Source organism: Streptomyces sp. H39-C1 (assembly GCF_027158125.1).
Taxonomy (GTDB): domain Bacteria; phylum Actinomycetota; class Actinomycetes; order Streptomycetales; family Streptomycetaceae; genus Actinacidiphila; species Actinacidiphila fildesensis.
Genome location: NZ_JAPVLS010000023.1, coordinates 49983 through 75295, shown reverse-complemented (window position 1 = coordinate 75295; position 25313 = coordinate 49983). Strand labels below are relative to the sequence as shown.

Genomic DNA, 25313 nt, shown 5'->3' with positions numbered 1-25313 from the left:
AGCTCTCCCGCGTGGCCGGCTGGTCAGCGCTGGATGCCGGGCATCACGATCTGGCCCAACGCCACTTCATCCAGGCCCTGCGCCTGGCCAAGGCCGCCGGCAACGTCGAGCTGGGCTGCTACGTCCTGACGACCATTTCCCTGATGATTGGATGTGTTCAAGCGTCAAGAGAGGTTGTACGTGGACGAGTGGCTCGTGGTGTGGGTACCCGATCCGGAGGGATGGGGGCAGCTGCCGGTAGAGGGGGTGCTCGGGGTCCAAGATCTTCCGGCGGCGGTGGCCAAGATCGGGTTGAAGCCAGGAGACCCGGTGTTTGTCTCGCCGGAGTTCGAGGTGGATGTCGACCTGCTGGACTTCGTCCGGTCGATGGAGTTCCGCGGGCTGGAGCGTGAGACAAAGCGGAACTACGGGACGGATATCCGGCTGTTGCTGAACTTTCTGTCGTCTCGGGCGGTGCGGTGGCGGGAGGCGACGGGACAAGACCTGTCGGACTACCGGGACTGGCGGTGCAACTCCCCGCTGAATCCGCAGCGGGTCAGCGGGACGAAGTGGAACCGTGAGGCTGCAGCATTCACGCGCCTGTACAAGTGGGCAAAGGCGGTCCCGATGCCGGTGGATGTGGGACGGCGGGAGGACCGGGCTGCGGACTCGGTGAGCGCCCGAGTCTCGTGGCTCACACCGCGCACGTGGGGACTGTGGTCGAACATCGGACTTCGCGGCCACACCCGTCAGGGGGCTCCGGCAGCGGGATGGGACGCGCGGACTGAGGAACGCAACACTTCCTTCGTACAGCTGCAGCTGAGTTCGGGGATGCGTCGTCAGGAGGGCGGCTCTCTGCTGACGTTCGAGCTGCCCACACAACAGCTGCGGCACGGGAGGTTCTGTCACGGCCAGGTCGCCGCGGCTTTGACGCGGTCTAAGCGGAGCCGGACGTTTTACGCGAGTGTTGATGCGCTGGGTCAGGTCGAGGCGTATGTGCAGTCGGAGCGGGCCTGGGCAATTGGGCGGGCTCAGGAAGTGGGGAGGTACGAGCGCCTGCCGTACATGCGGCTGGTCACCGAACTGACGCGGGGGCGGGAGCCGAAGGCTCGATGGGTGGACCGGGACGGGGTGGAGGGCGAACAGGCGCTTGCGCGGCTGGGCTGGCGGGAGCGGCAGTGGCTGTTCCTGGAGGGCCGCGAGGGCCCGGAGCCGGCATGGCTGTGGCTGACCGAGCAGGGTCTGCCGATGCTGCCGGACCGCTGGAACACGGTGTTCAGGAACGCGAACCTGCGCTGCGAGGAGGTCCTGCTGACCCAGCAAGAGCGGGAGCTTGGGCGGAATTTCCGACTGGCGGAGGTGCGGGGCAAGTCGCCGTGGGCGACGCCGCACTCGGCCCGACACTCGATGGCGCTCTACATGCTGATCGTGTTGAACCAGCTGATGGAGACCAGGTTCGGGCTGACCGCCAAGGATCGAAGGGACTTCGCGCTGCTGTTTGGCGACCCGTGGTTTCTGGTCATGACGCTGTTGGGGCACGCAGATGTGGAGACCACCAAGCGCCACTACCTCGCGCCGGTGTCGCACCTGCGGCTGGAGTCAATCCTGGCGGCCGCGGACACTGACCCTGGGAAGCGGGAGATTGAGGACCTGGACGGGGTGTTCGCCCGACTGGCGCGGGAGAGCGCCGGGATCCAGGACGTGGAGTTCCTGGTTGACGAGGTGGTCGACTCAGTGCCGGCAGTGAGCCTGTGAGCGGGCGTGGGCGCCGTGCGGTGCCACCACCCCGCGATCACCGAGGCCCCAGGGCTTTGGCCCCGGACGGGCTGGTCGTGACAGTGATCAACAAGGCCGGGTTCTTGAGGGAGTTCGACTTCGCCGAGCTGCCGGCCCCTGAGCCGATGCAGCGTTCGCTGGCCAAGGCGTTCGCTGGCCAGTCACGTCACTGGACTTCGCACGCCAGTGCCGAGACCTACTGGAATGATCTGCTGGCCTTCATGCGCTTCCTGGCCAGTCAGGAACAGGCCCCGGATGACCTGGATGGCTTGACCGGGGCCATGATGAAGCGCTGGCGCCAACGCAATATTGGTAGCGGTCGGCATGCTCTGGGCAGTACGCGGGTGCTGCTGCGGCGGGATACTCGGCTGGCCAGCGGCCCAGTGGCGGAAGAGCTCGCGCGACGCGTGCCCAGGACTAAGCCGAGCAAGCAGTCCTACGGCGAGGCGGAGCGGGAGCGAGTGTTGCTGACGGCTCGGCGGCAGTTCCGCACCGCGTGGATGCGCATCCGGGAGAACACTGAACTGCTTGAGCGCTGGCGGGCGGGCGACCTGCCCGAGGGCAGCCGGGAGTGGAGGATCGGCGAGATCCTGGAATTCCTCGCCCACAACGGTGACGTGCCTCGGACCAGGAGGCCAGATGGGCGGACTTCGGTCAAGAGCGCCCGCTTGCTCGGAGGCGAAGGCGTGGCACGGACGTGGGGACGGCTGTTTCTGACGCAGAACGAGGCGACCGCCCTGGGGGTCCTTCTGACAGACCGGTTCGCCTGGAACCTCTCCCTTTACCATCGCCTGCCGGCTCCTACAACGGCACCGTCGGCTGGCGAGACGAAGGCGGTGACCTATCACGTGCAGTTGGAGAAGCGCCGAGCCGGCGGCGGGCGGTGGTTCTCGACCGAGAACATCACCGACTCGGGTGCCGACTCTCCGGGCAGACTGATCTCCCAGGCGCTGGAGGCCACCGTTCACGGCCGGGCTCTCGCCGCCCGCCTGATACCTGGCACCGACCTGCTGATCACCTCCCGAACCAGCGTGCAAGGCCGCCAGAGCGGCGACTTGGACCGGCCTCGGCCGATTGGCCCCCTCCGGTTCGGCATATCCTCCGCCGATGCGAGGGCCTGGGCGAGGAGCCACAAGCTCGGCGGTTCGCCGTTCCAGCGGACCCGGCGAAGCACGGTGGTGGAGGAGGGGCGGCCGCTGCAGCACACCCAGCAAACCCACCAGAGCACCTACGTCTTGCCGGACAAGCGCGTCCAGTCGGCTTCTCGGGAAGTCTTCGAGGAGGGCGCCCTGGAGGCTCTGGGAATGGCGCGGGCCATCGCCTTCGGCGGCCAGCTGGCCGATGCCCCGAGCCCGAGCCATCAGGAGACCGCAACTGCGGACTGCGCGGACGAGAGCTCCAGTCCCTGGCCGACGTCCAGCGGCGGCTGCGGGGCGGACTTCCTGCTCTGCCTGGCCTGCCGCAACGCGCACGTGCACCCCGGCCATCACGCCCGCCTCGCATACCTGCATCAGCAGCTGGACAGCATGCGCTCCGTCATGCCTGACAACCTCTGGAACAGCCGTTGGCGCAATCATCTGCTACGGCTGGAGGACCTGCGCGAGAAGGTCAGTCCCGCCGCTTGGGACGCCGCGCTGACCCGGGTCAGCGACACCGACCGTGCCCTCGTCCGCCTCCTTTTGAAAGAAGACCTCGCGCCGTGACCGCTGTCCCCGCCGTCGAGACCGACCCTTACATCCTGGCTACACCCACCCCGAACAGCCCCGTCGTGTTGCTGCAGTGGATCTTGCCCGACAACCGCCACCCAAATGGCCGCTACAGGGATCCGGTCTGGCCCTTGGCCCCACTCATCGACAACCCCAGCACCAGCCTTCGGTCCATCAGCTGGAAGCTGTGTCCGGCGGAGATGCGCGACCAGCTGAGGCGGGTCACCTGGTGTCTGATCAATGGTCAGCTCCGTCCGACCTACCTGCAGACACGTGGGCCCCTTGCCCGAAGCCGGACCTCACCCGGCGAAATGCGGCATACCTGTTACGAGTGGTTCTCTCTGGCCCGCTGGCTGGCCAAGCAGGGCATCACCAGCGTTATCGACTGCACTCCGGAGCTCTTCGCCGCTTATGCCGCCCACCGAGCGGACGGCATCAGCCGAGACCAAGCACAGAAGGTCCTGGGCCGGCTGACAGATCTGTGGGCGTTCGACCAGATCGCTGCCCAGCCACTGGGGATTCTCCAGCCTCCCTGGGTTGCCGAGGGGATCGACGACTACCTACCCGAAGAGAAAGGGGCAGGCGGGGAGAACTCGACAGAACCACTGGATCCGCAGGTCATCGGTCCCCTGTTGGTCTGGGCGATCCGGATGGTCGAGGACTTCGCCGACGACATTCTGGCGGCCTGGGCCGAGCGGCGCCGCATGGCCGACCTTGCCAGCACGACCCTTTCGACTCCTAAGGGACGGGCCGCTCTGGAGGCATACCTGCTGCCGCTCGCTCGCTCCGGCGCCCCCCTACCGACCACTCAGCACAAGGGCACCGTGACTATCGCGCGGAATTTCATCGCCGCCATGACCGGAGCCAGCGTTCGTCAGGTCGACATGTTCAAGGCCCAGCACGGTCTCGCCCGACTGGCGGCAGAGCGGCCCGGGCCGTGTCCTCTGCCTCTGGCAGTTACTGGACACATCAACGGCCGGCCGTGGCGGAAACACATGGACTTCGACGAAGTCAACGAGCTGAGGCGGCATCTGGGCACCGCCGCGGCGGTTATTTGTCTCTATTTAACTGGTATGCGGCCACAGGAGGTTCAGGGCCTGCGCTCCGGCTGCTGCCCTGACCCTGGACCCCGGCCGGACGGCACCGCCGGTCGGCACCTGATCTACAGCTACCACTTCAAGAACGTTACCGACGATGACGGTAACCACCTCTCGGCCGGTGAGGAGCGTGCGGTCCCGTGGACCGCGATCATTCCTGTCGTCCGCGCCATCCGTGTCCTGGAGCGCATGGTCCCTGAGGGTGAACTCCTGCTCAGTGCTGCCCACCTCGATGCTGGTGGGCGGCGGGGCGGCCATGGCGCCTTGAAGGCGATCGGCTTGAACTACCGGGTCGAGGACTTTGTGGCCTGGGCGAACCGGGAGGCTCACGCGCAGGGACTTTCCGAGCAGTCCATCCCGGAGGACCCGCACGGCAGAATCTGGTTGAGCCGGTTCCGCAGGACGTTGGCCTGGCATGTCGCCCGCCGTCCGGGCGGCCTGATCGCGCTGGCGATTCAGTACGGGCATATGCGCACCATCCTGGACGCCCGCACGTCCATTGGCTACGGCACTCGCAGCCGGCGCGGCATCCACGCGGAGCTCGACATTGAGACGGTGAGGGCGGCGGCCGACACTGCGGCCAAGCTGAACGACCGCATGGCGGCCGGCGAGAAGATCTCCGGTCCAGCCGCCCGCCGGGCGCTGACTGCCGCCGCGATCACGCCCAGGTTCGAGGGCAGGATCGTCACCTCCAAGTTCGCCAAGAAGGCCGCCACCTTCCTGGCGCGCGATGGCCTGGTGCTGTTCGACAACCCCGACGCCCACCTGATCTGCGTCTTCAAGCGCGACAACGCGCTCTGCGAGCCGGAGTCGAACGCCGTCGCGCCGAACCAGTTCGCTTGCGAGCTGGGCTGCGGCAACGCGGTCCGCACCGACGCCCACGCTGTCGACCTGCGGATACGAGCCCGTGAGCTCGACTCCCTGGCCGCCGCGGCCCCCGAGCCCGTCGGGCGGAGGCTGAAGCACAACGCCGATCGCCTACGCGCGGTCGCCGACATCCACGACGCCACCGCCCAATCAGCTGAGGCCGTGACATGAACGAACAGCACCACGACGAACGCACCCGCATCCGTGAGGCCATCGACCGGCTCCTGTCCGGCCAGGCCACCGTCTCCAACGGAAGCCTGACGGTCGTCGCCTTGGCCGCTGAGGCGGGCGTCCACCGTATGGCCCTACTCAAGCGGCATGCGGACCTGAAGAACGAGTTCTACGAACGCGTCCGCACCGAAACGACACAGGTCCCGGAGGGCGAGACGCGGCTCCGGAAGAGCGTCAGCAAGCTGAAGGAGCGGGTCTCCGACTTGACGACGGAGAACTCCGGCTTGAAGGACCGGGTCGCCCACCTCTCGCTCGCCAGCGCGGTCCTGGCCGACCGGTTGCGCACGGCCGAGGACCAGGCCCGACTGCCCGACAACGTTGTACGCCTCCCGAAGCCCTGATCACCTGGTGTGAGAACCGATCTGGCCTGTTCCCGACAGCACCAATGCTGTCGGGAACAGGCCAGATGGGGGCTTCACGACCACAGGCCGGTTCGCGGGTCCGGGGGCCGAAGGTCAACAGCTTCCTGGAACAGGTTCAAGAGAGTCTCGGCGGTCAGCACCTCGACGGTCTTGTTCCAGACATGCAGTGCCGGGTGGAGCATGAAGTACCGCTCCTGAGAGTTGAAGAACTCGCCGTGCTGGAACCCATGGGTGCGTCCGTACGGCCCGAAGCGGTACTTCTCTCGCGGCACCATACCGCTGCGGAACTTGTAGATCTGCCATACGAGGCGGTCACCAACCTGCTCGTAGACAACGTTGGCCGAGGTCAGCTCGGTGCTGTAGCTCGGGTTGGTGATCACGACGCAGCCAGCCAGGACCATCGTGTCGTTCGGGACTGGCTGGTCCGTGGTCATTCCTTCCCACAGGTCGACCCGGAGCCTGACTGCGTTGGCAGTCAGCCTGAGGTCCGGCACCGCCCTGTGAGAGCCCCTGGTGGTTTCCCGTACTTCGAGGGCCGCGCTCGGCTCGACTGCCTGCAGGTCGGTGAGCGCGTCCTCCATGATCTCGCGCAGATCGGCCTTGGCCTGGGCGCCCTGCTGGCGATGCACGTCCTCGGCCACCTGCGCGAGCAAGCGTTCGGATTCAGCGCGAGCCTGGTCGGCGGCATGGGCTCCGAGACCGCGCGCGATAGCCTCCTGGACCGGAGTACGGGGTACCAGCACCCGGCTTAGCCGCTCGACCACAGCTCGGGCATCCTGCGGGCGATCCTCCGGCCGCTTCGCCAGGAGTCGGCGGATGAGGTTCTTGAGCACGGTGTCGCTGCAGGGCGCATCCGGTGGGGTCTGGTTCAGGTGGCCGTCGCGGATCGCGTCCCTGTCCCCGGTGAACGGCGTTACACCAGCCAGCAGTTCGAACGCTAGGCACCCCAGCGCGTACAAGTCGGTCTTGACCGTGGGGGACTTCAGTTCCCACAGTTCCGGTGCCATGTAGGGCAACGTACCCGCCCCACGGAACGTCGGGTCGCCGGTTCCAATCTCCTCATCCCGGGCGATCCCGAAGTCCCCGAGCTTCCACCTGTCCTCGTGGCGCAACACGTTCGCCGGCTTGAGGTCCCGGTGCGTGATCGGGATCGAGTGCAGGTCCTGGAGACCCGTCGCGATGTCCACCAAGGCCGTTACCGCCTCGGCCTCGGCCATCGGGCCCGACGCCAGCACGCCCTGGGCCCGTTGCATGACCAAGAGCATGGAGTCGCCAGCGTCGGCGGCGTCGATCACCGGCAGCAGCATTCCGCTGCCGCTTTCAGCTACTCGCTTGCCGATGTGGACCTCTCGCTGCAGGAGCCGATCGTCGAGCCTTCCCCAAGGGTGTTCTTTCGGAACGACCTTGACCGCCATGGGTGATCCGTCCGGGCCCTCGGCCTCGTAGACACCACCAAAGCCACCCGGCTTCCCGAGCGGCTTGCTCTCCCAGTAGCGCCAAGCCTTGCCAGACTGACCAATGAAGGTCACCTCGTCGGCCACTCGCTAACACCCCCACGCTCAATAGGTCCTGTTCACACAGCCAGTCGAAAATCGTAGCGACCTCTGAGCTCGTGAGCGCACCTTCGACACGCTCAGAACCTGAACACATTCACTTGACAGGGAAGACCATGGCGCTGCAGGCCCTGCTGCGCGGGTGGCCCAGCGAAGCCATCGACATGACCCAAGGCGCCTTCGAGCGCGCGAAGGACGTTGCCGCCCCCCGCGTTCTCGCCTTCACCAAGCTCATCGAGGCCCGCGCGCACGGGCGGGCCGGTGACACCCGCGCAGCGTTCAGGGCCCTGGCTGAATCCGAGCATCTGATCGGCCGCGCCTGTCCTGACAGCGAGCCCGACTGGATCAACTACGTCACCCACACCCGCATGTCCTCCGACGCCGTCGAGATCAGCCGCGACCTGCACAACCCCAAGGCCGCACTCGCCTGGAACAACCAAGCCGCCGCCACACCCGCCGGCCTCTACACCCGCTCTGTGGGGCTGCGCCTGACCGTCGTGGGCACCGTCCACCTCCAGGCACGGGACCTCGACCAGGGCCTGGAACTCGGCCACCAAGCCGTGACGATCCTCTCCCGAGTCCAATCCACCCGCGCACTCGACTACGTACGCGACTTCACCACCGCCCTCCAACCCTGGAGGACAGAGCAGCGAGTCCAGGACTTCCTCCACCACGCCCGAACGGAGCTCGCTCTCGCCAGCTGACCATTAAGACGGAGAGCGGTGACACGTCCACCGATTCCGGAGCCCGTGCTCGGGAGGAGACGCCATGAACCGCCGCACTGCCCTCAAACTCGTCACCTTCACCGCCGCCGCGTCCCTCACCATGGGGCCGCCTTCAGTGGACCGACGCCTTCGCGTTCGCTCAGGAGCTGGAGCGCACCGATCTCGGGTCGGGAACCCTGGATCAGCTACAGGAGCAGATCGAGGCGTTCGCCGCCGACTATGCCGCCTCCCCCGCTGCGGCAACCTGGCCCCGGGTCATGGCGGTCCGCAAGTACGCGGCCCGTCTGCTGGATGGGCGGCACACGCTGGGCCAAGCGCAAGAGCTCGCGCATGCGGCGGGAATGCTGTCCGTGGTGCTGGCCTGGCTCGCCCATGATCTCGGTGAGCCTCAAACCGCGCTGGCGTACTGCGCTGACGCCCGCGCTCACGGGACAGCCGCCGGTATGGGAGACGTCTGCGCGTGGGCTGACGACGCTGCTGCTACCACCTGCCTGTATGCCGATCAGCCGCAGCGCGCGGCCGACTACGCCTTCCGGGGCCTGACCGCCGCCACCTCCACAGCGGCCCGCGTCCGACTCGCCGCACAGACCGCCCGCGCCCAAGCCCGTAGTGGGAACGCCGACGCATTTGTATCTGCACGGCGCCTCGCGCATGAAGCCGCTGCGGGTCTGCCGCCGCACGCCAGTGGTCTGTTCTCCGCCGACCAGGTGCGGCTTCTGAGCTTTGACGCCACCAGCTACCTCGCCCTCGGACAACCCCGCCCGGCACGCGCGGCCGCGGAAGATGCCGTCACTGAGTACGACAGCGCGGCGTACCGCTCCCCCACCCGCGCCGCCATCGCCCATCTCGACCTCGCCGACGCCCACGCAGCCCTCGGCGGCCTCGATGTTGCCCTCACGCACGGCAGCATCGCCCTACGCGTCCAGCGCCATGCCGACGCCATCAACACCCGGGCCCACCATCTCGCCAACACACTGATCCTCAAAGATTCCCGCAGCCCGGCGGTCCAATCCTTCGTCCAGAAGCTGGCGCACTGAGCGCTTTCCATCCCCACTCCGATTGACGACCACGATTCCTAGCTCTTCGCATCGCGCATTCGGTCAGTCGCAACTAGGTAGAGCACCCGCCGAGCTCGGGACTCTCACTTCCGGCGAAACTGACGCCGCAGATCCGCGAACTCGCTCGCCCCCTGGCATCCGACATCGCCGGGGTCGACCAGGTTTGAGTGGCGGGGCTGAGCATATGGCTGTGGCGCTCTGATCGCGCCTCGCGGCCTAGATCATCTCGAAGAGCCCCCGACGTGCCGGTCAGCGAGACAACCGACGCGCGTCGGGGGCTCCCGAGTGCACCTGAGTCCGAAATCCTTTGCGCCCCTCTCTGGGAGGGGCGCAAAGGACACTCGGGGTCCGAGGCTACTTGTGGGTGATCCACCAGATGGCGAGCTGAATGGGGGCGGATGCGACGGCGGCGGCGCCGCCGCGGACCGCGCCCTCGACTGCGATCCGGGCGAGGCGGCGAAGGAGTGGACGGTTGACCATGATGGCCCCTTTTAGGGTGGCGGCCTTGGCGGAGTGCCTGGCCGTTCGCCGTCGAGGGGAATTGTCCGGATGGTTTTCCGGTTCTGGCCCGGACTGCTTGTCAGGGCAGGCAGGCTGGTGGCCTCGGGGCATGGGCGTGGTCGGGATTTCCGGAGCTATTGCGGTCCGGATTCCGGTAGCTAGGGGGCAGGGACGTGAATGAGCCGCTAGATGCGACTGAGGTGTGGACGGGGGCGTTGCGGGCGTTGTGGAACGCGGCTGGCCACCCAACTGGCGCAGCGATCACGCACAATGCCTCAGTGCAGGTGCCGCCGGTGAAAGTGACATCGTCGTCGTGGGGCGACTGGCGCAACGGCAAGAATGTCCCGTCCGATGCAAGGACCGCGCAGTGGCTGGTTGTCTTCTTGCGGGGTCGCGCCCGGCAGAAATCGCCATCGTTCGTGCCACCAGCGGACGCTTGGTGGGAGGAAGCGTGGCGGCGAGCCAGGGAGGAGCGCCAAACCGGCTTGGGAAAGGGGGGCCGGCCACCGCGCGAGCACCCGTCAGCTCTACCTGAGGCGGCCGAGCAGATCCGAGTTGGAGTGGTGCCGCGGCCGGCGGATTGTCTCCAGGACCGGAGTGGGCCCGCCCGGTTGGAACGGACGGCGGGTGATGGCGACACAGTGACCCTCACCCAGGCGGCGACCCGGATTCTGTCGGGGATGGGTGGGGTCGGCAAGACCCAGATGGCGGCCGCCTATGCTCGCCAGGCTTGGGAGCTGGGTGTCGGTCTGCTGGTGTGGGTGAACGCCGCGACACGTGACGGCGTGGTGTCCGCCTACGCCGATGCCGCGCTGCGGTTGGAATTGCCGCTGGCCGACCCCGCCGATCCCGAAGGCGCCGCGCGGGAGTTTCTAGCATGGGCGGAGACCACAACGGAGCGGTGGTGGCTGGTAGTGCTCGACGACGTACGGGGCGCCGGTGACCTCAGAAGTCTGTGGCCGGCAGCGGGGGTCTCGGCGGCGGGGGGGCAGGTGGTGGTCACAACCCGGCTGCGTGACGCGGCCCTCGCAGGCGTGGATCGGACCATGGTCGAAGTCAGCACCTTCACCCCCACCGAGGCCCGTACTTACCTGCACGCCAAGCTCGCCAGCGCTGTCTTCGACACCGACCAGGCCGATGCTCTCGCAGAGGAGCTGGGATATCTGCCGCTGGCATTGGCGCAGGCCGCAACCTACATCCGCAACAGCGACATCGAGTGCGCCGCCTACCGACATCTGCTGGCGAAGCGTCTGCTGGCTCGTACAGTCCCGGACGAACAGAATCTGCCTGATGACCATGAACGGATTGTCACGGCAATCTGGGAGTTGTCTATCGATCTCGCCGATCGTGCAGAACCGGCTGGCCTGGCCCGGCCGGTTCTGTCTTTAGCCAGCGTCCTTGACCCCGGCGGCATCCCTCAGATCGTCTTGTCCAGCCCTCCCGCCTTGGACTACCTGGCCAGCTACCTGCTCGATCCGGCACCGATAGCTGGGCTGAACGCTCAGGTCGTGGATGAGTCGTTGCGGGTGCTTCACCGGCACAACCTGATCAACCACGACCGGGCTGCCATCCATCGCGAGGTCCGCGTCCACCAACTCGTCCAGCGCGCCACTCGAGAGAACCTCTCCGCCCAACCCCACCAAGGACCGGAGCTGTTCGCGGCGCTGGCCGAAACCGCCGCCGACGCGCTGCTCGCGGTGTGGCCGCAGACCGAACGCGATGAACTCGTTCAAATGCTGCAGGCCAACACCACGGCCGTTCACCAAGCCGCAGGCGCTGCCCTATGGAACCTCGATACCGGGGGCCACCCGGTCCTGTTCCTGGCCGCCACCAGCCTCGGTAAGGCCGGACAGGTGACCGCCGCCATCGCCGCATCCGCTGAACTGCACACCGCTGCTCTCGAACATCTTGGCCCTGATCATCCCGACACTCTGACCGCCCGAGGCAACCAGGCCAACTGGCTTCGTGAGGTTGGGGACGTGATGGGTGCGGCCACCGCGTTCGAGGAGTTGCTGGCCGATCAGCTACGAGCACTCGGCCCCGACCACCCAGGCACCCTCATCACCTGGGGCAACCTGGCGCACGCGCGTGGCCAACTAGGGGATACAGCATGGGCACTCTCCACGTTCGCGGAATTGCTGCGGGCTCAGCTGACGCTCCATGGTTCCGAACACCGCAACACCCTGACCACCCGTGCCCACCTGGCATCCTTGCGGGGTAGAACGGGTGATGCTGCAGGGGCGACCGCCGCCATCGAGGAGTTGCTGACCGATCAGCTACGAGCACTCGGCCCCGACCACCCGGATACCCTGTCCACCCGCAACTCACTGGCGACTTGGCGAGGCCGGACAGGGAACCCGACAGGTGCGGTCGCCACGCTCGAGGAATTGTTAGGAGATCAGCTGCGAGCTCTCGGTCCCGATCACCCCAACACGCTCATCAACCGCAGCAATCTCGCGAGCATGCGAGGTCTGGCGGGGGACCCGGATGCCGTCTCCAGACACGAGGAGGTGCTGGTTGACTTCCTCCGGGTGCTGGGCCCGGATCACCCGCAGACCCTCACTGCCCACAACAACTTGGCAAGCGTGCGGGGCCGGACCGGAGATCTGGAGGGTGCGGTCGCAGCGTTCGAGGACGCTCTGGCCCGGTCGGTCCGGGTGCTCGGCCCTGGCCATCCCCACACCATGGGTACTCGCCAGATCTTGGCGTACTGGCGGAGGGCGGCAGGTCTGGAATAGGCGCGGCTGCCAGCATCCCGGAAGCGCTTCTGACCGCTCGCCCAACCGCGGAACCGAGTTGAGCGCGGTGCGACTCACAACGATCGGCAGGACGGTGGCAGACTGCGATCGGGTCGGCGCGGCGCCCAGCACAAGGAGCCGTGCCGGGCTGGTCGCCAAGCCCTTCGCCAATTCATCGACCCTTGCGGTCACATCCCACCCGTTCGGAGGACTTCCCGTAGTTGTACACCCGGAATCCGTCCGGCTGTCCGACCTCGGGAGCCTCCTATGCGCCGTTTCCGCCGCACCGCCACCACGCCTCCTCGCCTCGGATGCGAGACGCCGGCCTCTGGCCCGGCCCTGTCCACCCCGCTGCTCGCTGAGCTGGAAGCACTGTGCGATCACGCCCGCAACCTTCCGTGGCTTGGCAGCCGGGAACAGCGGCCTGAGGAGTACCAGCGCCTCGCGGGCATTGTTGTGGCGCGTCTGGTGGAGGGCTGGGCCGAGCAGAGCGATGGGCACGGCACCCTCCAGGATCTGCTGACACCGCCGGCAGTTGACCTACCGGGCCGCGGTGCACCGGCTTGGGCGCCGCACGGAGAACGCCCCATACCGCGCAGAGAGGTTGCAGGAGCACAATCGACGGCTCGATCGAATGCGAAAGGGTGAGCATGGAGTTCTCGGAGTGGCGCAGGTGGCTGACGGGTGCCCCTGGCCGTCGACTGCGCGTGGGCCCGGCAGGATCAGCACAGGCAATCGGAGAACCTGTTTGTCAGGTAAACCGCCGCTTCGCGCCTCAACTGTCCCAGGAACCCCATTTGACCTGGCACGACTACGTCATAGGGTGCCATGTACAACACTTCGCGATCACGCGATCACACAGCATGATCGGGGCGGTTGCCCCTCATTCTGGCACGCGTGTCTCAGCGCGGATCATGCACAAGCCAACGATGGGGGAGGCTCACGTGAGGTCGGCTCAGCAATACCCGCGCGGCCGCGTACGGGGACTGCGCGGGATCACGGCTTGCGTCGGCTTGGCAGTCGCATGCGTGCTTGTTGTCGGGTGTGGTTCCAACGACGACAGTTCAGGGGTCAAGCCTTCCAGCGCTCCCCCGTCGCCCACTCACTCGGTTGATCCTGATGCGGCCGAGAAGCAGAAGGTGCTGGCGGTCTATCAGGGCTTGTCGCAGGCGGAGGGGCACTCGTATGCGCAGGCGAAGGTTGATCCTTCGTTGGGGAAGTACGCCGCCCACACAGCTTTGACCGACATCGAAGCGACGGTCTTCTACTACCAGCAGAAGGGCACCGTCATGAAGGGGGCTGTGACGCGAGCTCCGAACGTCACCGGAATCAGCCTGCAGTCGGTCCCGCTGAAAGCCACCATCGTCGACTGCGTCGACTCCAATCACTACTACGAGACCAACGCCAAGACCGGCGTACCGGTCAAGTCCACGTACACGGGGAGCCGCCGGCACATCGTGATGTCCACGGCCGAACGTAGCAAGACGGGTACCTGGAAGATCTATACCTCGGTCATCGACCGGGACCGGACATGCTGAGGCCGCGGGCCGGAGTTGCGGCCGCCATCCTGGCGTTGGCACTCGTGGGCGTTTCGCAACAGGTGGCGCTGGCCGGTCCGCCCACACCGGGACCAGGCGGCGGTGTGCAATGCCCGCCAAAGGTCCTCGACTGCGACGTCAACGCCCAGGACCCCGGAAGTCCAGGCACCACCACACCGGGAAACCCTCCGAAACCCGGGGGCGGCCACCCGAACGCGCCTGTCTGCGCAATCGATGGCAAGGTCGTGCCCTGCCAGACCGAGATGGGAACCTTCAACCCCAACGGTCAGTGCTACTGGCGGCCCCTCGTCCCACAGCCCGCCGCCGATGACCCGGTCGTACCGCTCACCGTCGGGCTGCCCGCCGGATGGAAGCCCGGTGACAAGGGCCAGTTCTACAACGTCATCTGCCCTGGCCGGCCGCTGCAGGGCGGCACCTTCTTCTCTGCCACCGATCCCGCGGCCGTGGTCGTTGATCCAGCCCAGCTGGCCCGAGAAGCGGTGGACAAGATGACGCTCCTCGGTCCCGCGATCGGCATTACTCCCAAGCCTGGAGGCAAGGGCGTCGTTGGCATGCCGGTCTACCTCTGGACGACCAAGTCTGCCGAGACCTACGGGCCGAATACCGCGAGCGCTTCCGCCGGAGCCGTGACGGTGGTCGCCACAGCAAAGGTCTCAAAGATCGTCTGGACCATGGGCGACGGCAACTCGCTCACCTGCACCACGGCAGGCACGCCGTACAAGGCGGAGTACGGCAAGGCTCCTTCCCCCGACTGCGGATACCGCTACATCCAGGCGTCCTCCTCCCAACCGGCCGGCACCTTCCACGTCACCGCGACATCAACGTGGACGATCGACTGGCAGGGCGGCGGACAGACCGGTCAGCTCACCGAGGTCCGCAACAGTGCCGTGGACGTCACCGTGGCTGAGGTCCAGGTCCTCAACTAACGCACCACGCAGACTCGAGAGGCCGATCACCGTATGGAACCCCCCGTCACCGCGCCGTCGGTGCCGCGCCCGCAGAGCCCGGGCCGCCCCGAGATCCCCATCACCACCGCGGCTCCGGTCAAGCGGGAGCGCCGGTGGGCCGTCGTGGCGTTGTGCATCGTCTTGGCGGTCCTGGCCGGCCTGGGCGCGGCCGCGGCCGTCACCTCCGCCAGCAACCGCGTCAAAGTACTGGCCATCGCCCGCGATGTCCCCGCAGGTCAGACCCTCACCGACGCCGATCTGGCGGTTGCGGAGGTCTCCGCCGATGGCGCTCTGACACCGGTACGCGCGGCCGATCGCAGCAGTGTCGTCGGTAAGCGCACCGCTGTCGACCTGCGCAAGGGCGGCCTGCTGACCAGCTCCCAACTCGGTGCCGGCACCGGTCTCGGTGACGACAAGCAGCAGGTCGGGGTGCAGGTCAAGCGAGGTCAGAGTCCTTCCGGCACTCTGGCGGCCGGTGACAAGGTCCTCGCGGTCACCACACCCGCCCAGGGTGACCAGCCCAACGCCAAGAACGAGGGCCAGCCGTCGTCCATCAGCGCCGTGGTTGTCTCGGTCTCCCGACCGGACGCTTCCGGCACTGTCGTGGTCAACCTCGCCGTAGCCACTACCGATGGGCCGCTGCTGGCGACCCGTGCCGTGATGGGTCGCATCGCGCTGGTCCGTGAGCCCCGGAGCAGCTGATGCCGGTTACTGCGCTGGTCTCCGCCAAATCGGGCGGCGTCACCACGACCGCCCTGGCTCTGGCTCTGGCCTCCACGCGCCCCTCGTTGCTCGCCGAGTGTGATCCGGCGGGCGGCACGATTCGGGCTGGCTTCCTCCAAGGCCAGGTCGGTGCTGGCTTCGGGCTGTACCACCTGGCCGCCGCTGAGCGAACGGGCCCGGAGGCGATGGCCAACGCGTTCGCCTCGCACTTGTGGGCGATGGATGAGGCTGGTCACCGTAGGCTGCTGCCCGGTCTGACCGACCCGGCGCAGGCTGCTGCGCTGGGCCGGACATGGCCGGCCCTGTCGGATGTCCTGCATGTCATGGCGGCTGAGGCCGGGTACCACGTCTTCATCGATGCCGGCCGGTTGGCGTTGGAGTCCGGGCATCTGCACCCCACTTTGACGCCGGCGCCCTTGCTGCACCGGGCCGACCTGGTGCTGTTGGTGGTTCGTGGCACCGATCAGTCCCTGACGCTGGCCCGGCATGTGATCGAACCGCTCCGCGCGGAACTCGAGGAGCACGGCACCGGAGCCGATGCGCTGGGGCTGCTGCTGATCGAGGAAGCCTCCTATCGGGCCCATCAGGTCGCTGAAGCCCTCAAGACACCGGTGCTGGCCGCTCTGCCGTGGGACCCGGACACGGCTGGCTACCTCACGAACGGCGGGCGCCCGCCGCGCGGGCACGCCCGTAGTCCTTTCCTGCGGCACGCTCGCACCGCCACCGAGCAGCTGGAAGCCGCCGCGTCTCGGCGTCGTATCCATCAGCAGCTGCCGGCCTGGCAGGGCAACCCGCAACTGGCCGGGGCCCTGCAGCGCCTGACCCAGACAAAGGGGCTTGGACGTGGCTGACACCCACCAGCGGCCCGGCCTCAACGGTCACCCCGCACCCATGGGCCGCGATGAGCTGGCCAACCTGCTCACCACCCACATCGGAACGCGCCGACCGGATCCGGCTCAACCTCACCCACTGCCCGAGCAGCCCGCGCAACCGGCAGCGGCCGGGCCGGCTGCGGTGCCGCTCCTGACGGATTTCCCGGGCGGGCTGCCGGTGGGTTGGGACGTCATCGAGGACCTGCAAGTCAAAGTCTCCCAGCAGCTCAGCACTCGGGACCCCAACCGGACTTTGGCCGAGGACGACCGGCGGGCCCTGGCCCGGTCCCTGGCCACCTCCACGGTCGCCGAGTGGGGTGCCCTGTACGCCCAGGGCAATGCGCCGCTGACCGCCGAGCAGGAAGCGGTCATCGGGACCGCCGTCTTCGATGCGATGTACCGCGGCGGTCGGCTCCAGGCGCTCTTGGACCAGGAGGGTGTCGAGGACCTGATGGTCGACGGCACCCGGGCGCACGTCGAGTACTTCGACCGGCCGCGGCAAACCATCGAGCGCGTCGCTGATACCCATGATGAGCTCATTGCTTGGGTCAATCGGATGGCGGGGCTGTCCGGGAACGGCGAGCGCGCGCTGACGCAGGCCTCGCCGATGGTCGGGTTCCGGATGCCCGACGGGTCGCGGGTGACGGCATCAATGTTGACCAGTCGTCCTTCGGTGGTGATCCGCAAGCACCGCATCCGGCAGCACGGCATGAGCGAGCTCGTCCGCTGGGGCTCGATCAATCCGCTGCTGGAGCGATTCCTGATCGCCTGCGTCCACGCCCGGATGAACATCCTGGTCGTCGGGGACATGGGCGCCGGCAAGACGTCCTTGCTGCGCGCGCTGGGCCGGGAGATCCCGGAGGCCGAACGCCTGGTCACCCTGGAATCAGACCGCGAACTGTACTTGGACGAACCCGGCCCGAAGCCCGGCCCGGTGACCTTCGCTTTCGAAGCCCGGTCGTCCAATGGGGAACGCACCGGCGACAACCGGCTGGCCGGTGAGGTGACCCTGTCGGACATGTTCGCCACCGCGCTGCGCTACAACGCCACGCGCGTCATCGTCGGTGAGGTCCGCAGCACGGAGATCGTGCCGATGTTGCAGTCGATGTCTGCCGGTGGCTCCGGGTCGATGTGCACGATGCACGTGCGGCGCCCGCACGCCATCATCAGCCGCCTGGTGCAGCTGTGCACCGAGGCAGGCATGGTCAGCGAGGCCGCCCACCACCTCATCGCCTCGTCCATCGACGTGGTCATCTACCTCACCTATCTCGATGAGACCGGCCAGGGTGGCCGCAAGCACCGGTTCGTCTCGCACATCTACGAGGTCCAGGACGTCGTCGGCGAAGGCGGCCGCCCCACCACCAGCGAGCTGTTCGCCCCGATCGGCACGGAACGCCGAGCCCTGTACCGCAACATGCCCAGTTTCATCGACGACCTGGAACGCACCGGTCAGTTCCACCGCACGTGGCTGACCGACAATCCCCACGGCGCGTGGGGACCCGCCCTGCAGACAGTGAGCCCCCGATGACCGCCCCCGACCTGGACGCGGTCTTCCACGACCTGCCCCTCAGCAGCGACGCCCAGCGGGCGGGCTTTGACTGCTGCTGGCCCCAGGGTTCCGCACGCACCTGGAGGCCGTGGTGACTACCTCGCAGTTGGCTCTGGTCGCCGCCAGTTGCTCGGTCCTGGCGATCCTTGCTGTCCTCCTCCTGGTCCGGGAGGTGCGCGGCCATACCCTGGATCCAACCAAGCCGGCGTCCCGCACAACAGGCCGTATCCGTCGCGCGAAGGCGGAACTGCCCGAGGCCTGGCGTGCCCGCTGGCGCCTGCTGGTCACCACAGCCGGCGTCGTCACCGTGAGCGTGTGGGCCTGGACCGGGTGGCCTGTCCATGGCCTGCTCGCCGGGGCCGCCGTGCTCGGGCTGCCCTTCGTCCTCAACCCGGGCACGGGTGCGAAGCTGCGCATCGAGCGCCTGGAGGCGTTGGGGCAGTGGCTCAATCACCTGGCCGGTGTGCACACCGCGGGCATCAGCCTGACCCAGACCATTCGCGCCTCGGCGAAGAACCCGCCCGCGCCGATCGCGCTGAACGTGCGGCTGTTGGCCGAGCGGCTGCGCAGCGGCGTCGACGCCCAGCGGGCCTTCGCGCAGTTCGCCGATGAGCTCGCCGACGGGGTCTCCGACCATGTGGTGCTGCTCTTCCAGTCCCACGCCGTCTACAAAGGTCCGGGGCTGTCGGATGCTTTGGAGGCGCTCGCCGTCACCATTCACCAGCAGGCCGCTGACGCCCGCGACGTGGAAGCGGACCGTGCGAAGGTCCGCAAGAGCTCCCGCATGGTCTCCGTCGTCATCTGCGTGGTCGTGATCGGCTGCATGCTCAACGGCGCCTGGTCCGCCTGGTACCAGTCGCCGGCCGGGCAGATCGTGCTGGCCATTCTCGGCGGGATGTTCGCCTGGACGCTGTCGTGGCTGCGCCGCATCGCCCGGACCAAGCCCGACCCCCGGCTGCTGGACCCGCTGCCCGCCCACCTCACTACGCTCGGGGGGACGCGATGATCCCGGTTCACGCGGTACTGCCCGCAGCCGCAGCCGGCGCCCTGATCGGACTGGCGGTGCGGGCCGCGATGCCCGCCCGCCCGGATCTGGCCAGCGCCCTGGACCGGTTGGACGCCGGCAAGGTCACGGTCGGACCGTCCTCCGCGGACACCGCCCGCACCGGTTCGCTGCCCGAACGCATCGGAGAGCGCCTGCTGCGGGAGTTCGGCGGCCGCCTCACGCTGCCGATGAAGGACCTGAATCTGCTGCGCAAGTCGCCTGCCGAGCACCTGGGCAAGCGATTCCTGTTCGCCCTGTACGGGCTGCTGCTGCCGCAGCTGCTGCAGGCTCTGCTCGCGGCGACCGGCAGTCCTTTCCACTTCATCGCCTACGGGTTCGTGTCCCTCGGGTTCGGCGCCTTGTTCTGGGTGTGGCCCGGCAAGGAGGTCGCCCGGGACGCGGCCGCTGCGCGGCTGATCGTGCGGCACGCCGCCGCCTCCTACCTGGAGCGGGTCGCGCTGGCCCGTATCGCGAACTCGGGCGCGGCCCAGGCGTTGACGCAGACCGCGGAGGTCGGCGACGGCTGGATCTTCGTGCGGATGCGGCAGGTGTTTCACCAGGCCGATCTGTCCGGCGTCACCGTGTGGGACGCGCTCAAGCAGTTGGGCGAGGAACTCGACATCCCGGAACTGACCCGGCCCGCTGACACCCTGGCGCTGGCCGGTGACGGTGCGGCGGTCTACGCCACCTTGCAGGCCCAGGCACGGCAGTTGCGCATTGCCCTGTTGTCCGATGCCAAGGCCGAAGCCAACGCGGCGAGCGCGGTGATGATTCTGCCTGTCACCGCTGGTGTGATCCTCATGCTCACCTTCGTGATGATCCCGATCACGATCACCATCCTCGGCAGCTGAACCCTCAGGAGACGAACAGCTCATGGATATCCAGATCCTCACCGTGTGGATCCGCAGCCAGTACGCGACGCTCAAGGCGGGCCGTGATGCCGGCCAGACCAGCACCGAGCTGGCGCTCATCGCCGGTGCGCTTCTGGTGGGCGCCGGCCTGCTGGTCGTGGCCATCCGCGGCAAGCTCCTGGAGAAGATCGGCATCATCAACGGCGGATGAGCGATCAGTGCGGACCAGAACACGGAGAGGGGGAACAAGGTGCAGGCCCAGGTGCGGAACCGTCGGCGGGCCATGGCCGCGCGCCTGCGCGGCAGTCGGGGATTCGCCAGCGTCGAGTTCGCGATCCTGGCCGTCGTCGTCCTGGCGCTGATCTTCACCGCCCTCCAGGTCGGCCTGTACTACCACGCACGCAAGGTCGCCCAGTCCGCCGCACGCCAGGGCGTCGAATCCGGCCGGGCCTTCGGCGCGACCCCCGACGACGGCGTGCGCCAGGCCGACGACTTCCTCGCCAAGTTCGGCAACAGCGTGCGCGACGCCCAGGTCTCCTCCGCCGGCAGCACACCGGAACAGATCCGCATCACCGTGACCGGTCACGTCGCGACCCTGGTGCCCGGGCTGGAACTGGACGTCACACAGTTCGCCGATGGCCCGATCGAGCGCTGGACCGCCCCATGACCCGCCCGCACCGCCTCCGCATCCTCAGCGATCACCGCGACCGGGGCAGCTATGCGCTGGAGACCGCGGTCCTGGCGCCCGTCGTCATCGGCCTGCTGGGGTTGATGGTCGCCTTCGGCCGGGTCGTCGACGCCGAGGGTGCTGTGGACTCCGCGGCCCACGCCGCCGCACGTGCCGCATCATTGGAGCGCGACGGTGAGCACGCCCAGTCGCAAGCGCAAACTGCGGCCGACCGCAGTTTGGAAGGTGACGGCATCACCTGCCAGACCTCCAGCGTGCTGGTGGACACCGGCGGCTTCTCCTTGGACGTCGGCACGGAAGCCACCGTCACGGTGACGATCTCCTGCACCGCCAACCTTGCCGACATCGGGCTGCCAGGCCTGCCGGGCTCCAAGACCCTCACTTCCACCTGGACGAGTCCAATCGACACCTACAGGGGCCGGCAATGATCCGTACGCTGCGCCGATGCGCCCAGCGGTGCCGCCCGGCGGGAGACCGCGGCTCCATGTCCCTGTTCTTCGCCGTGGCAGCACTGGCGATCTTCATGGTCATGGGGCTGCTCGTGGATGGAGGCGGCGCACTGAACGCCGCCAACCGCGCCACCTCCCTCGCCCAAGAAGCCGCCCGCACCGCCGGCGAACAACTCGACCCGGCCCAGGCCATCGAGGGCACCGCCATCACCATCGACCCGGACGCCGCCCGCACCGCCGCGCAGGACTACCTCGCCGCGGCAGGCGTGCAAGGCGACGTGGAGATCACCGACGGCGGCCGAACCCTGAGTGTCCACGTCCACAGCACGTACCAAACGCTGTTCGCCTCCATGGTCGGTAAGTCGACGATCAATGTGACGGGGAGCGCGACAGCCCATCTGCAGACCCAAGCTGGAGGTTGAGCCGCACCATGGCCCCCCATACCCCCGGACCGCTGCGCACCATCGGCGTCCTGTTGCGCGCCCTTGCCGGCCTCGCCCTCCTGCTCGCCCTGATCGCCGGCGTCCCCTACGCGCTCCTGGCGATCGGGCACCAGCCCACCGAACTATCCGGCGGCCTTGATCTGCTGCTGCGCCAGGACGACGGCACCTTGTTCCTGGTCGTCATCACCCTCCTGGGATGGGCCGCCTGGGCCGCCTTCACCCTCTCCGCGCTCGTGGAGCTCGTGGCGGTACTGCGGCGCCGCTCCGCCCCCCGGATCCGCGGCCTGAGCGGAATGCAGTCCCTCGCCAGCTTCCTCATCGGCGGGATCGTGCTCCTCGCGCCGACCGCCGCATCCGCTGCGACCGCCACCCACGCCGCGGCCGTCAGCGTGACGCAGAGCGTCCTCCAAGGACAAGGCAGTCCAAGTGCTTCCGCATCGTCCGCTGCCGCGGCAGATGACACGCATTGGCTCACCCACACCGTCACCTCGCCCACCGAATCCCCCTGGGACCTGGCCGAGCACTACCTCGGAGCCGGCCAGCGGTGGAAAGACATCGCCGCGCTGAACCCTGAGATCCCCGCGCTCGCGGCCGGCGACGGCTACCTGCCCCAGGGCGCCGTCATCAAGCTGCCCGCCGATGCCCGCCCCACCACACCCTCCACCAGTTCCACCCCCAGCGCCGACCCGCTCCCCAGTACCCAGGCGGAGAGCCGGGAGCAGACGCAGGCGACGCCCATCAACAGCACGACGACGCCGACCACCGCCCGCACCGGGCCGGCAAAGCCGACCACTTACGTCGTCGTGCCCGACGACTCCCTCACGCGGATCGCGCAGGAGCGGCTCGGCGACGCCGACCAGTGGCCGAAGATCTACGACCTGAACCGGGGCCACCTCCAGCCCGGCGGCCACCATCTGACCGACCCCGACCTGATCTACCCCGGCGAGCACCTGAAGCTGCCCGCAGCGGCCGGGACCACTCCGCCCTCGGCCCCGGTCACACCCCATCCGCAGCAGAAGCCCTCCGCCCCCACCGAGCAAGCCCCGACGCACGCACCGACCGAGCACCCTGCTCCCGCGCCGTCCACGACTGCCCCAGACAGCCCCCCTTCCCATGAGCAGGCGTCGCCGAGCACGCAGTCGCCCACGCCGAGCACCACACCGTCCGTGCCGACCACCCGGACGCCGGTCCCGAACGGTGCCCCCTCCCCGGCCGCATCGGTGCCGGCGGGCACCACCACGGCGGAGAGCACGCCCACCGGCAGCCGGATGCCGGTCTACGCGCTCGGCGGCGGGCTGCTGGCCGCAGCGCTGCTCACCCTGCTCGCCACCCGCCGCAAACTGCAGCAGCGCCGGCGCCGCCCTGGCCGCCGCATTCCGCTGCCCACGGGCAGCGCGGCAGCCACCGAGAGCGCACTGCGCGCCACCGAGAACCCCGACGGCGCCGAGTTCATCGACGCCGCGCTGCGCACCGCCGCCGTACACCTGGCCGCTGCGGGGCGAGAACTGCCCGAGCTGGCCGCCGTGGTGTACGCCCCGGCCACGGGTCTGGTGCTGCATCTGACCACGGCCGCCGCACCGGTGACGCCGTTCGTGGTCACCGATGAGGACCTGAGCCGGTGGCACTGCCCGGTCAACACCACCGAGCTCCTGGAGCCCGCCGACACCCGATCCGTCGACGCCCCCTATCCGGCTCTGGTCACCCTCGGCGGGGACACCGCCGGCCACACGGTGCTGGTCGACCTGGAGCGCTACGGGGCCGTGCAGATCACCGGCCCCGACCGGCTACCGGTCCTGCGGGCCCTGGCCGTGGAGCTGGCCACCTCGCCGTACGCCGACCACCTCGACATCGCTGCGCTGGGCGACAACGCCTTCGCCGGGCTGCCCGCTCTGCTCCCCGAGTGGTTCGCCGCGCCCGTCGATGTCGCGTCCGCACTGCGGGCGGTAGCCGCGCACCACACCGATCAGCAACAAGCCCTCGCCGCTGTGGGGGCCGCCAGCCTGCGCCAGGCCCGGCTCGGCGAAGATGGCGCAGCGTCCTGGACCCCGTACCTGCTCCTCGCCGCCGACATCAGCGAGCACGGGGCGCACGAGCAACTCGCGTCCATCACCGACGCGCACCCCCGCACCGCCACCGTCATCATCACCACCAACGACCCGGGCTCCGGTGCCGCGTCGCTGCCGTCGGCGTGGACGATCGACGCCTCCCCCGCCACTGTGGTGCGGCTTCCCGGCACCAACATCGTTTGTACGCCGCAGGCCTTGTCCGATCAGGACTACGCCGATGTCCTCGAACTGCTGACGCTCTCCGATGAAGCCGCCCCCGACGTGCCGGCGAGCCCCATCCCTACGCCCGCCGTTGCTGTGGAGGCCGGGCCCGCCAAGCCGCAGCAGCCCCCCGCTGTGGCGGTGCCGGCCCCATACCTCCGTGATCCGCGGGTGCACGCGCGGATCACCAATGACGACTCCATCCTCTCCTCCACTCCATCGTTGCCCTCTCCCCCTGCGGGTCCGGACGCCAGCGACCTCGGCGGCATCTGCCAAGACAACGACCGCGGGCTGCTGGCCGGCCTCGCGGATTTCGGTGGCGACCTGGACGACGAGCCGGAGCCGACTTCCCCGGACACCGGGGCGTCGACGCCTGCCAGCGTTCCGATCACCGCCCCGCGCGCAGCGGCCGAACCCGCCCCGGAACCCGAAGCCAAGGAAGTCCTGCCTGGTCCGGTCATCCAGGTGCTCGGGCCGGTGGATGTGGGGGGCGCGCAGGGAACCTTGGAGACCAAGCACCGGCGCACCTTGACGGAGCTCGCCGCGTGGATGGTGCTGCATCCAGGCCTCGACCACCGTGCCCTGGACGAAGCGCTGTGGCCCGGCAGGGACATCGACCGCAAATCCCGCAACCCGTGGATCAGCCGCCTGCGCGGCTGGCTCGGCACGAGCGCCGACGGCGCCAAGCACCTGCCCCTCATCGCCAACACCGACGACGCCCGCTACCGGTTCGCCGACACCGTCAGCTGCGACTGGCACCAGTTCCAGAACCTGGTAGCCGCTGGAAAGTGCGCACCGCTGGCCGACGGCGACGCGCTGCTGCGCACCGCGTTGGAACTCGTCCGCGGCCGGCCGTTCGCTGCCGTCCCGCCACGTCGCTACCACTGGGCCGGCCATCTCGCCCAGGACATGATCGACGCGATCATCGACGCTGCCGCGACGCTGGCCGAGCGGCGCCTGCAGGCCGCCGATCCGCGGAGCGCGTTGTGGGCCGCGACCAAGGGGCTGGACGTCGCGATGGAATCCGAGCGGTTGCACCGCCTGGCGTTCCAAGCGCACCACGCTCTCGGTGACTATGAGGGGTTGGAACGCGCAGCCACGCAGCTCGAGAAGCTGTGCGATGAGCTGCACTCCGACATGGAGGACGCCACCGCGGAGCTCCTACGGACCCTACTGACCCCCGCGTAGGAGCAATGGGGATTGCACGGCGCTGACCTGCAGTGCAATCGACCGGTGCAAGCATCTGCGCAACCGGTCCCCCAGGTCCTGCAGCGCCGGTGCAGTCGTCTTCCGCCGCCTCTGCGTCTGCTGCGCAGCCGGCACTCGT

General features: G+C 68.4%; 22 protein-coding genes. 19 read left to right on the top strand and 3 right to left on the bottom strand.

Translation table 11 applies throughout. The features are described 5' to 3' along the window. Positions 1–23: 23 nt before the first annotated feature. Entirely contained in the window at positions 24–161 is a 138-nt protein-coding gene (locus O3W51_RS17530) for a hypothetical protein (RefSeq protein WP_269286641.1), read from the bottom strand. A 19-nt stretch (positions 162–180) separates the two neighbouring features. Here O3W51_RS17530 and O3W51_RS17525 point away from each other — a divergent pair, with 19 nt between their 5' ends. From O3W51_RS17525 to O3W51_RS17510, 4 genes are all read left to right on the top strand, one after another. Continuing rightward, entirely contained in the window at positions 181–1734 is a 1554-nt protein-coding gene (locus O3W51_RS17525; protein ID WP_269286640.1) for a site-specific integrase, read from the top strand. Positions 1735–1811: 77 nt separating this feature from the next. Beyond that, the gene (locus O3W51_RS17520; protein ID WP_269286638.1) at positions 1812–3458 is read left to right on the top strand and encodes a hypothetical protein; all 1647 of its coding nucleotides are present in this window, start codon (positions 1812–1814) and stop codon (positions 3456–3458) included. After that, complete coding sequence (locus O3W51_RS17515; RefSeq protein ID WP_269286636.1) at positions 3455–5596, top strand: integrase; 2142 nt, start codon at positions 3455–3457, stop codon at positions 5594–5596. The genes O3W51_RS17520 and O3W51_RS17515 overlap by 4 nt, the downstream gene beginning before the upstream one ends. Beyond that, entirely contained in the window at positions 5593–5997 is a 405-nt protein-coding gene (locus O3W51_RS17510; protein WP_269286634.1) for a hypothetical protein, read from the top strand. Before O3W51_RS17515 ends, O3W51_RS17510 begins: the two co-directional genes overlap by 4 nt. Before the next feature lie 74 nt (positions 5998–6071). On the opposite strand, the gene O3W51_RS17505 is transcribed toward O3W51_RS17510, so the two are convergent. Next, positions 6072–7559 carry a serine/threonine-protein kinase gene (locus tag O3W51_RS17505; protein ID WP_269286632.1) on the bottom strand — a complete coding sequence of 496 codons (1488 nt, stop codon included), beginning with the start codon at positions 7557–7559 and terminating at the stop codon, positions 6072–6074. 113 nt (positions 7560–7672) lie between these two features. Here O3W51_RS17505 and O3W51_RS17500 point away from each other — a divergent pair, with 113 nt between their 5' ends. Both O3W51_RS17500 and O3W51_RS17495 read left to right on the top strand, forming a co-directional pair. After that, positions 7673–8275 carry a hypothetical protein gene (locus tag O3W51_RS17500; RefSeq protein WP_269286630.1) on the top strand — a complete coding sequence of 201 codons (603 nt, stop codon included), beginning with the start codon at positions 7673–7675 and terminating at the stop codon, positions 8273–8275. A gap of 278 nt (positions 8276–8553) precedes the next feature. Beyond that, entirely contained in the window at positions 8554–9333 is a 780-nt protein-coding gene (locus O3W51_RS17495) for an XRE family transcriptional regulator (protein WP_269286628.1), read from the top strand. A gap of 375 nt (positions 9334–9708) precedes the next feature. Here the strand turns inward: O3W51_RS17495 and O3W51_RS17490 are convergent, their stop codons facing one another. After that, a complete protein-coding gene (locus O3W51_RS17490) occupies positions 9709–9834 on the bottom strand; it encodes a hypothetical protein (RefSeq protein ID WP_269286626.1) in 126 nt (41 codons plus the stop codon). Between the two features lie 662 nt (positions 9835–10496). On the opposite strand from O3W51_RS17490, the gene fxsT reads away from it, so the two are divergent. The 13 genes from fxsT (at position 10497) to O3W51_RS17425 (ending at position 25174) form a co-directional block, all read left to right on the top strand. Further along, positions 10497–12593 (top strand): FxSxx-COOH system tetratricopeptide repeat protein, encoded by a 2097-nt coding sequence (fxsT, locus tag O3W51_RS17485; RefSeq protein ID WP_269286624.1) that lies wholly within the window; start codon positions 10497–10499, stop codon positions 12591–12593. A gap of 1139 nt (positions 12594–13732) precedes the next feature. Further along, positions 13733–14131: a hypothetical protein gene (locus tag O3W51_RS17480; RefSeq protein WP_269286622.1), complete on the top strand. Its 399-nt coding sequence runs from the start codon at positions 13733–13735 to the stop codon at positions 14129–14131. A gap of 245 nt (positions 14132–14376) precedes the next feature. Continuing rightward, positions 14377–15078 carry an ATP/GTP-binding protein gene (locus O3W51_RS17475; RefSeq protein WP_269286620.1) on the top strand — a complete coding sequence of 234 codons (702 nt, stop codon included), beginning with the start codon at positions 14377–14379 and terminating at the stop codon, positions 15076–15078. A gap of 33 nt (positions 15079–15111) precedes the next feature. Beyond that, complete coding sequence (locus tag O3W51_RS17470; protein ID WP_269286618.1) at positions 15112–15801, top strand: SAF domain-containing protein; 690 nt, start codon at positions 15112–15114, stop codon at positions 15799–15801. Next, positions 15801–16673: a hypothetical protein gene (locus tag O3W51_RS17465; protein WP_269286616.1), complete on the top strand. Its 873-nt coding sequence runs from the start codon at positions 15801–15803 to the stop codon at positions 16671–16673. Before O3W51_RS17470 ends, O3W51_RS17465 begins: the two co-directional genes overlap by 1 nt. Next, positions 16666–18222, top strand: coding sequence for a CpaF family protein (locus O3W51_RS17460; RefSeq protein WP_269286614.1), 1557 nt, complete (start codon positions 16666–16668; stop codon positions 18220–18222). The genes O3W51_RS17465 and O3W51_RS17460 overlap by 8 nt, the downstream gene beginning before the upstream one ends. A 112-nt stretch (positions 18223–18334) precedes the next feature. Further along, positions 18335–19249: a type II secretion system F family protein gene (locus O3W51_RS17455; RefSeq protein WP_269286612.1), complete on the top strand. Its 915-nt coding sequence runs from the start codon at positions 18335–18337 to the stop codon at positions 19247–19249. Next, positions 19246–20139: a type II secretion system F family protein gene (locus O3W51_RS17450; RefSeq protein ID WP_269286610.1), complete on the top strand. Its 894-nt coding sequence runs from the start codon at positions 19246–19248 to the stop codon at positions 20137–20139. The genes O3W51_RS17455 and O3W51_RS17450 overlap by 4 nt, the downstream gene beginning before the upstream one ends. A 22-nt stretch (positions 20140–20161) precedes the next feature. After that, a complete protein-coding gene (locus tag O3W51_RS17445) occupies positions 20162–20350 on the top strand; it encodes a hypothetical protein (protein WP_269286608.1) in 189 nt (62 codons plus the stop codon). Between the two features lie 51 nt (positions 20351–20401). Beyond that, a complete protein-coding gene (locus O3W51_RS17440) occupies positions 20402–20806 on the top strand; it encodes a TadE family protein (protein WP_269286606.1) in 405 nt (134 codons plus the stop codon). Then, the gene (locus tag O3W51_RS17435) at positions 20803–21255 is read left to right on the top strand and encodes a TadE/TadG family type IV pilus assembly protein (RefSeq protein ID WP_269286604.1); all 453 of its coding nucleotides are present in this window, start codon (positions 20803–20805) and stop codon (positions 21253–21255) included. The genes O3W51_RS17440 and O3W51_RS17435 overlap by 4 nt, the downstream gene beginning before the upstream one ends. 56 nt (positions 21256–21311) lie before the next feature. Further along, positions 21312–21698 carry a pilus assembly protein TadG-related protein gene (locus tag O3W51_RS17430; RefSeq protein WP_269279682.1) on the top strand — a complete coding sequence of 129 codons (387 nt, stop codon included), beginning with the start codon at positions 21312–21314 and terminating at the stop codon, positions 21696–21698. Between the two features lie 8 nt (positions 21699–21706). Then, positions 21707–25174, top strand: coding sequence for a LysM peptidoglycan-binding domain-containing protein (locus O3W51_RS17425; RefSeq protein WP_269286603.1), 3468 nt, complete (start codon positions 21707–21709; stop codon positions 25172–25174). Positions 25175–25313 lie beyond the last annotated feature (139 nt).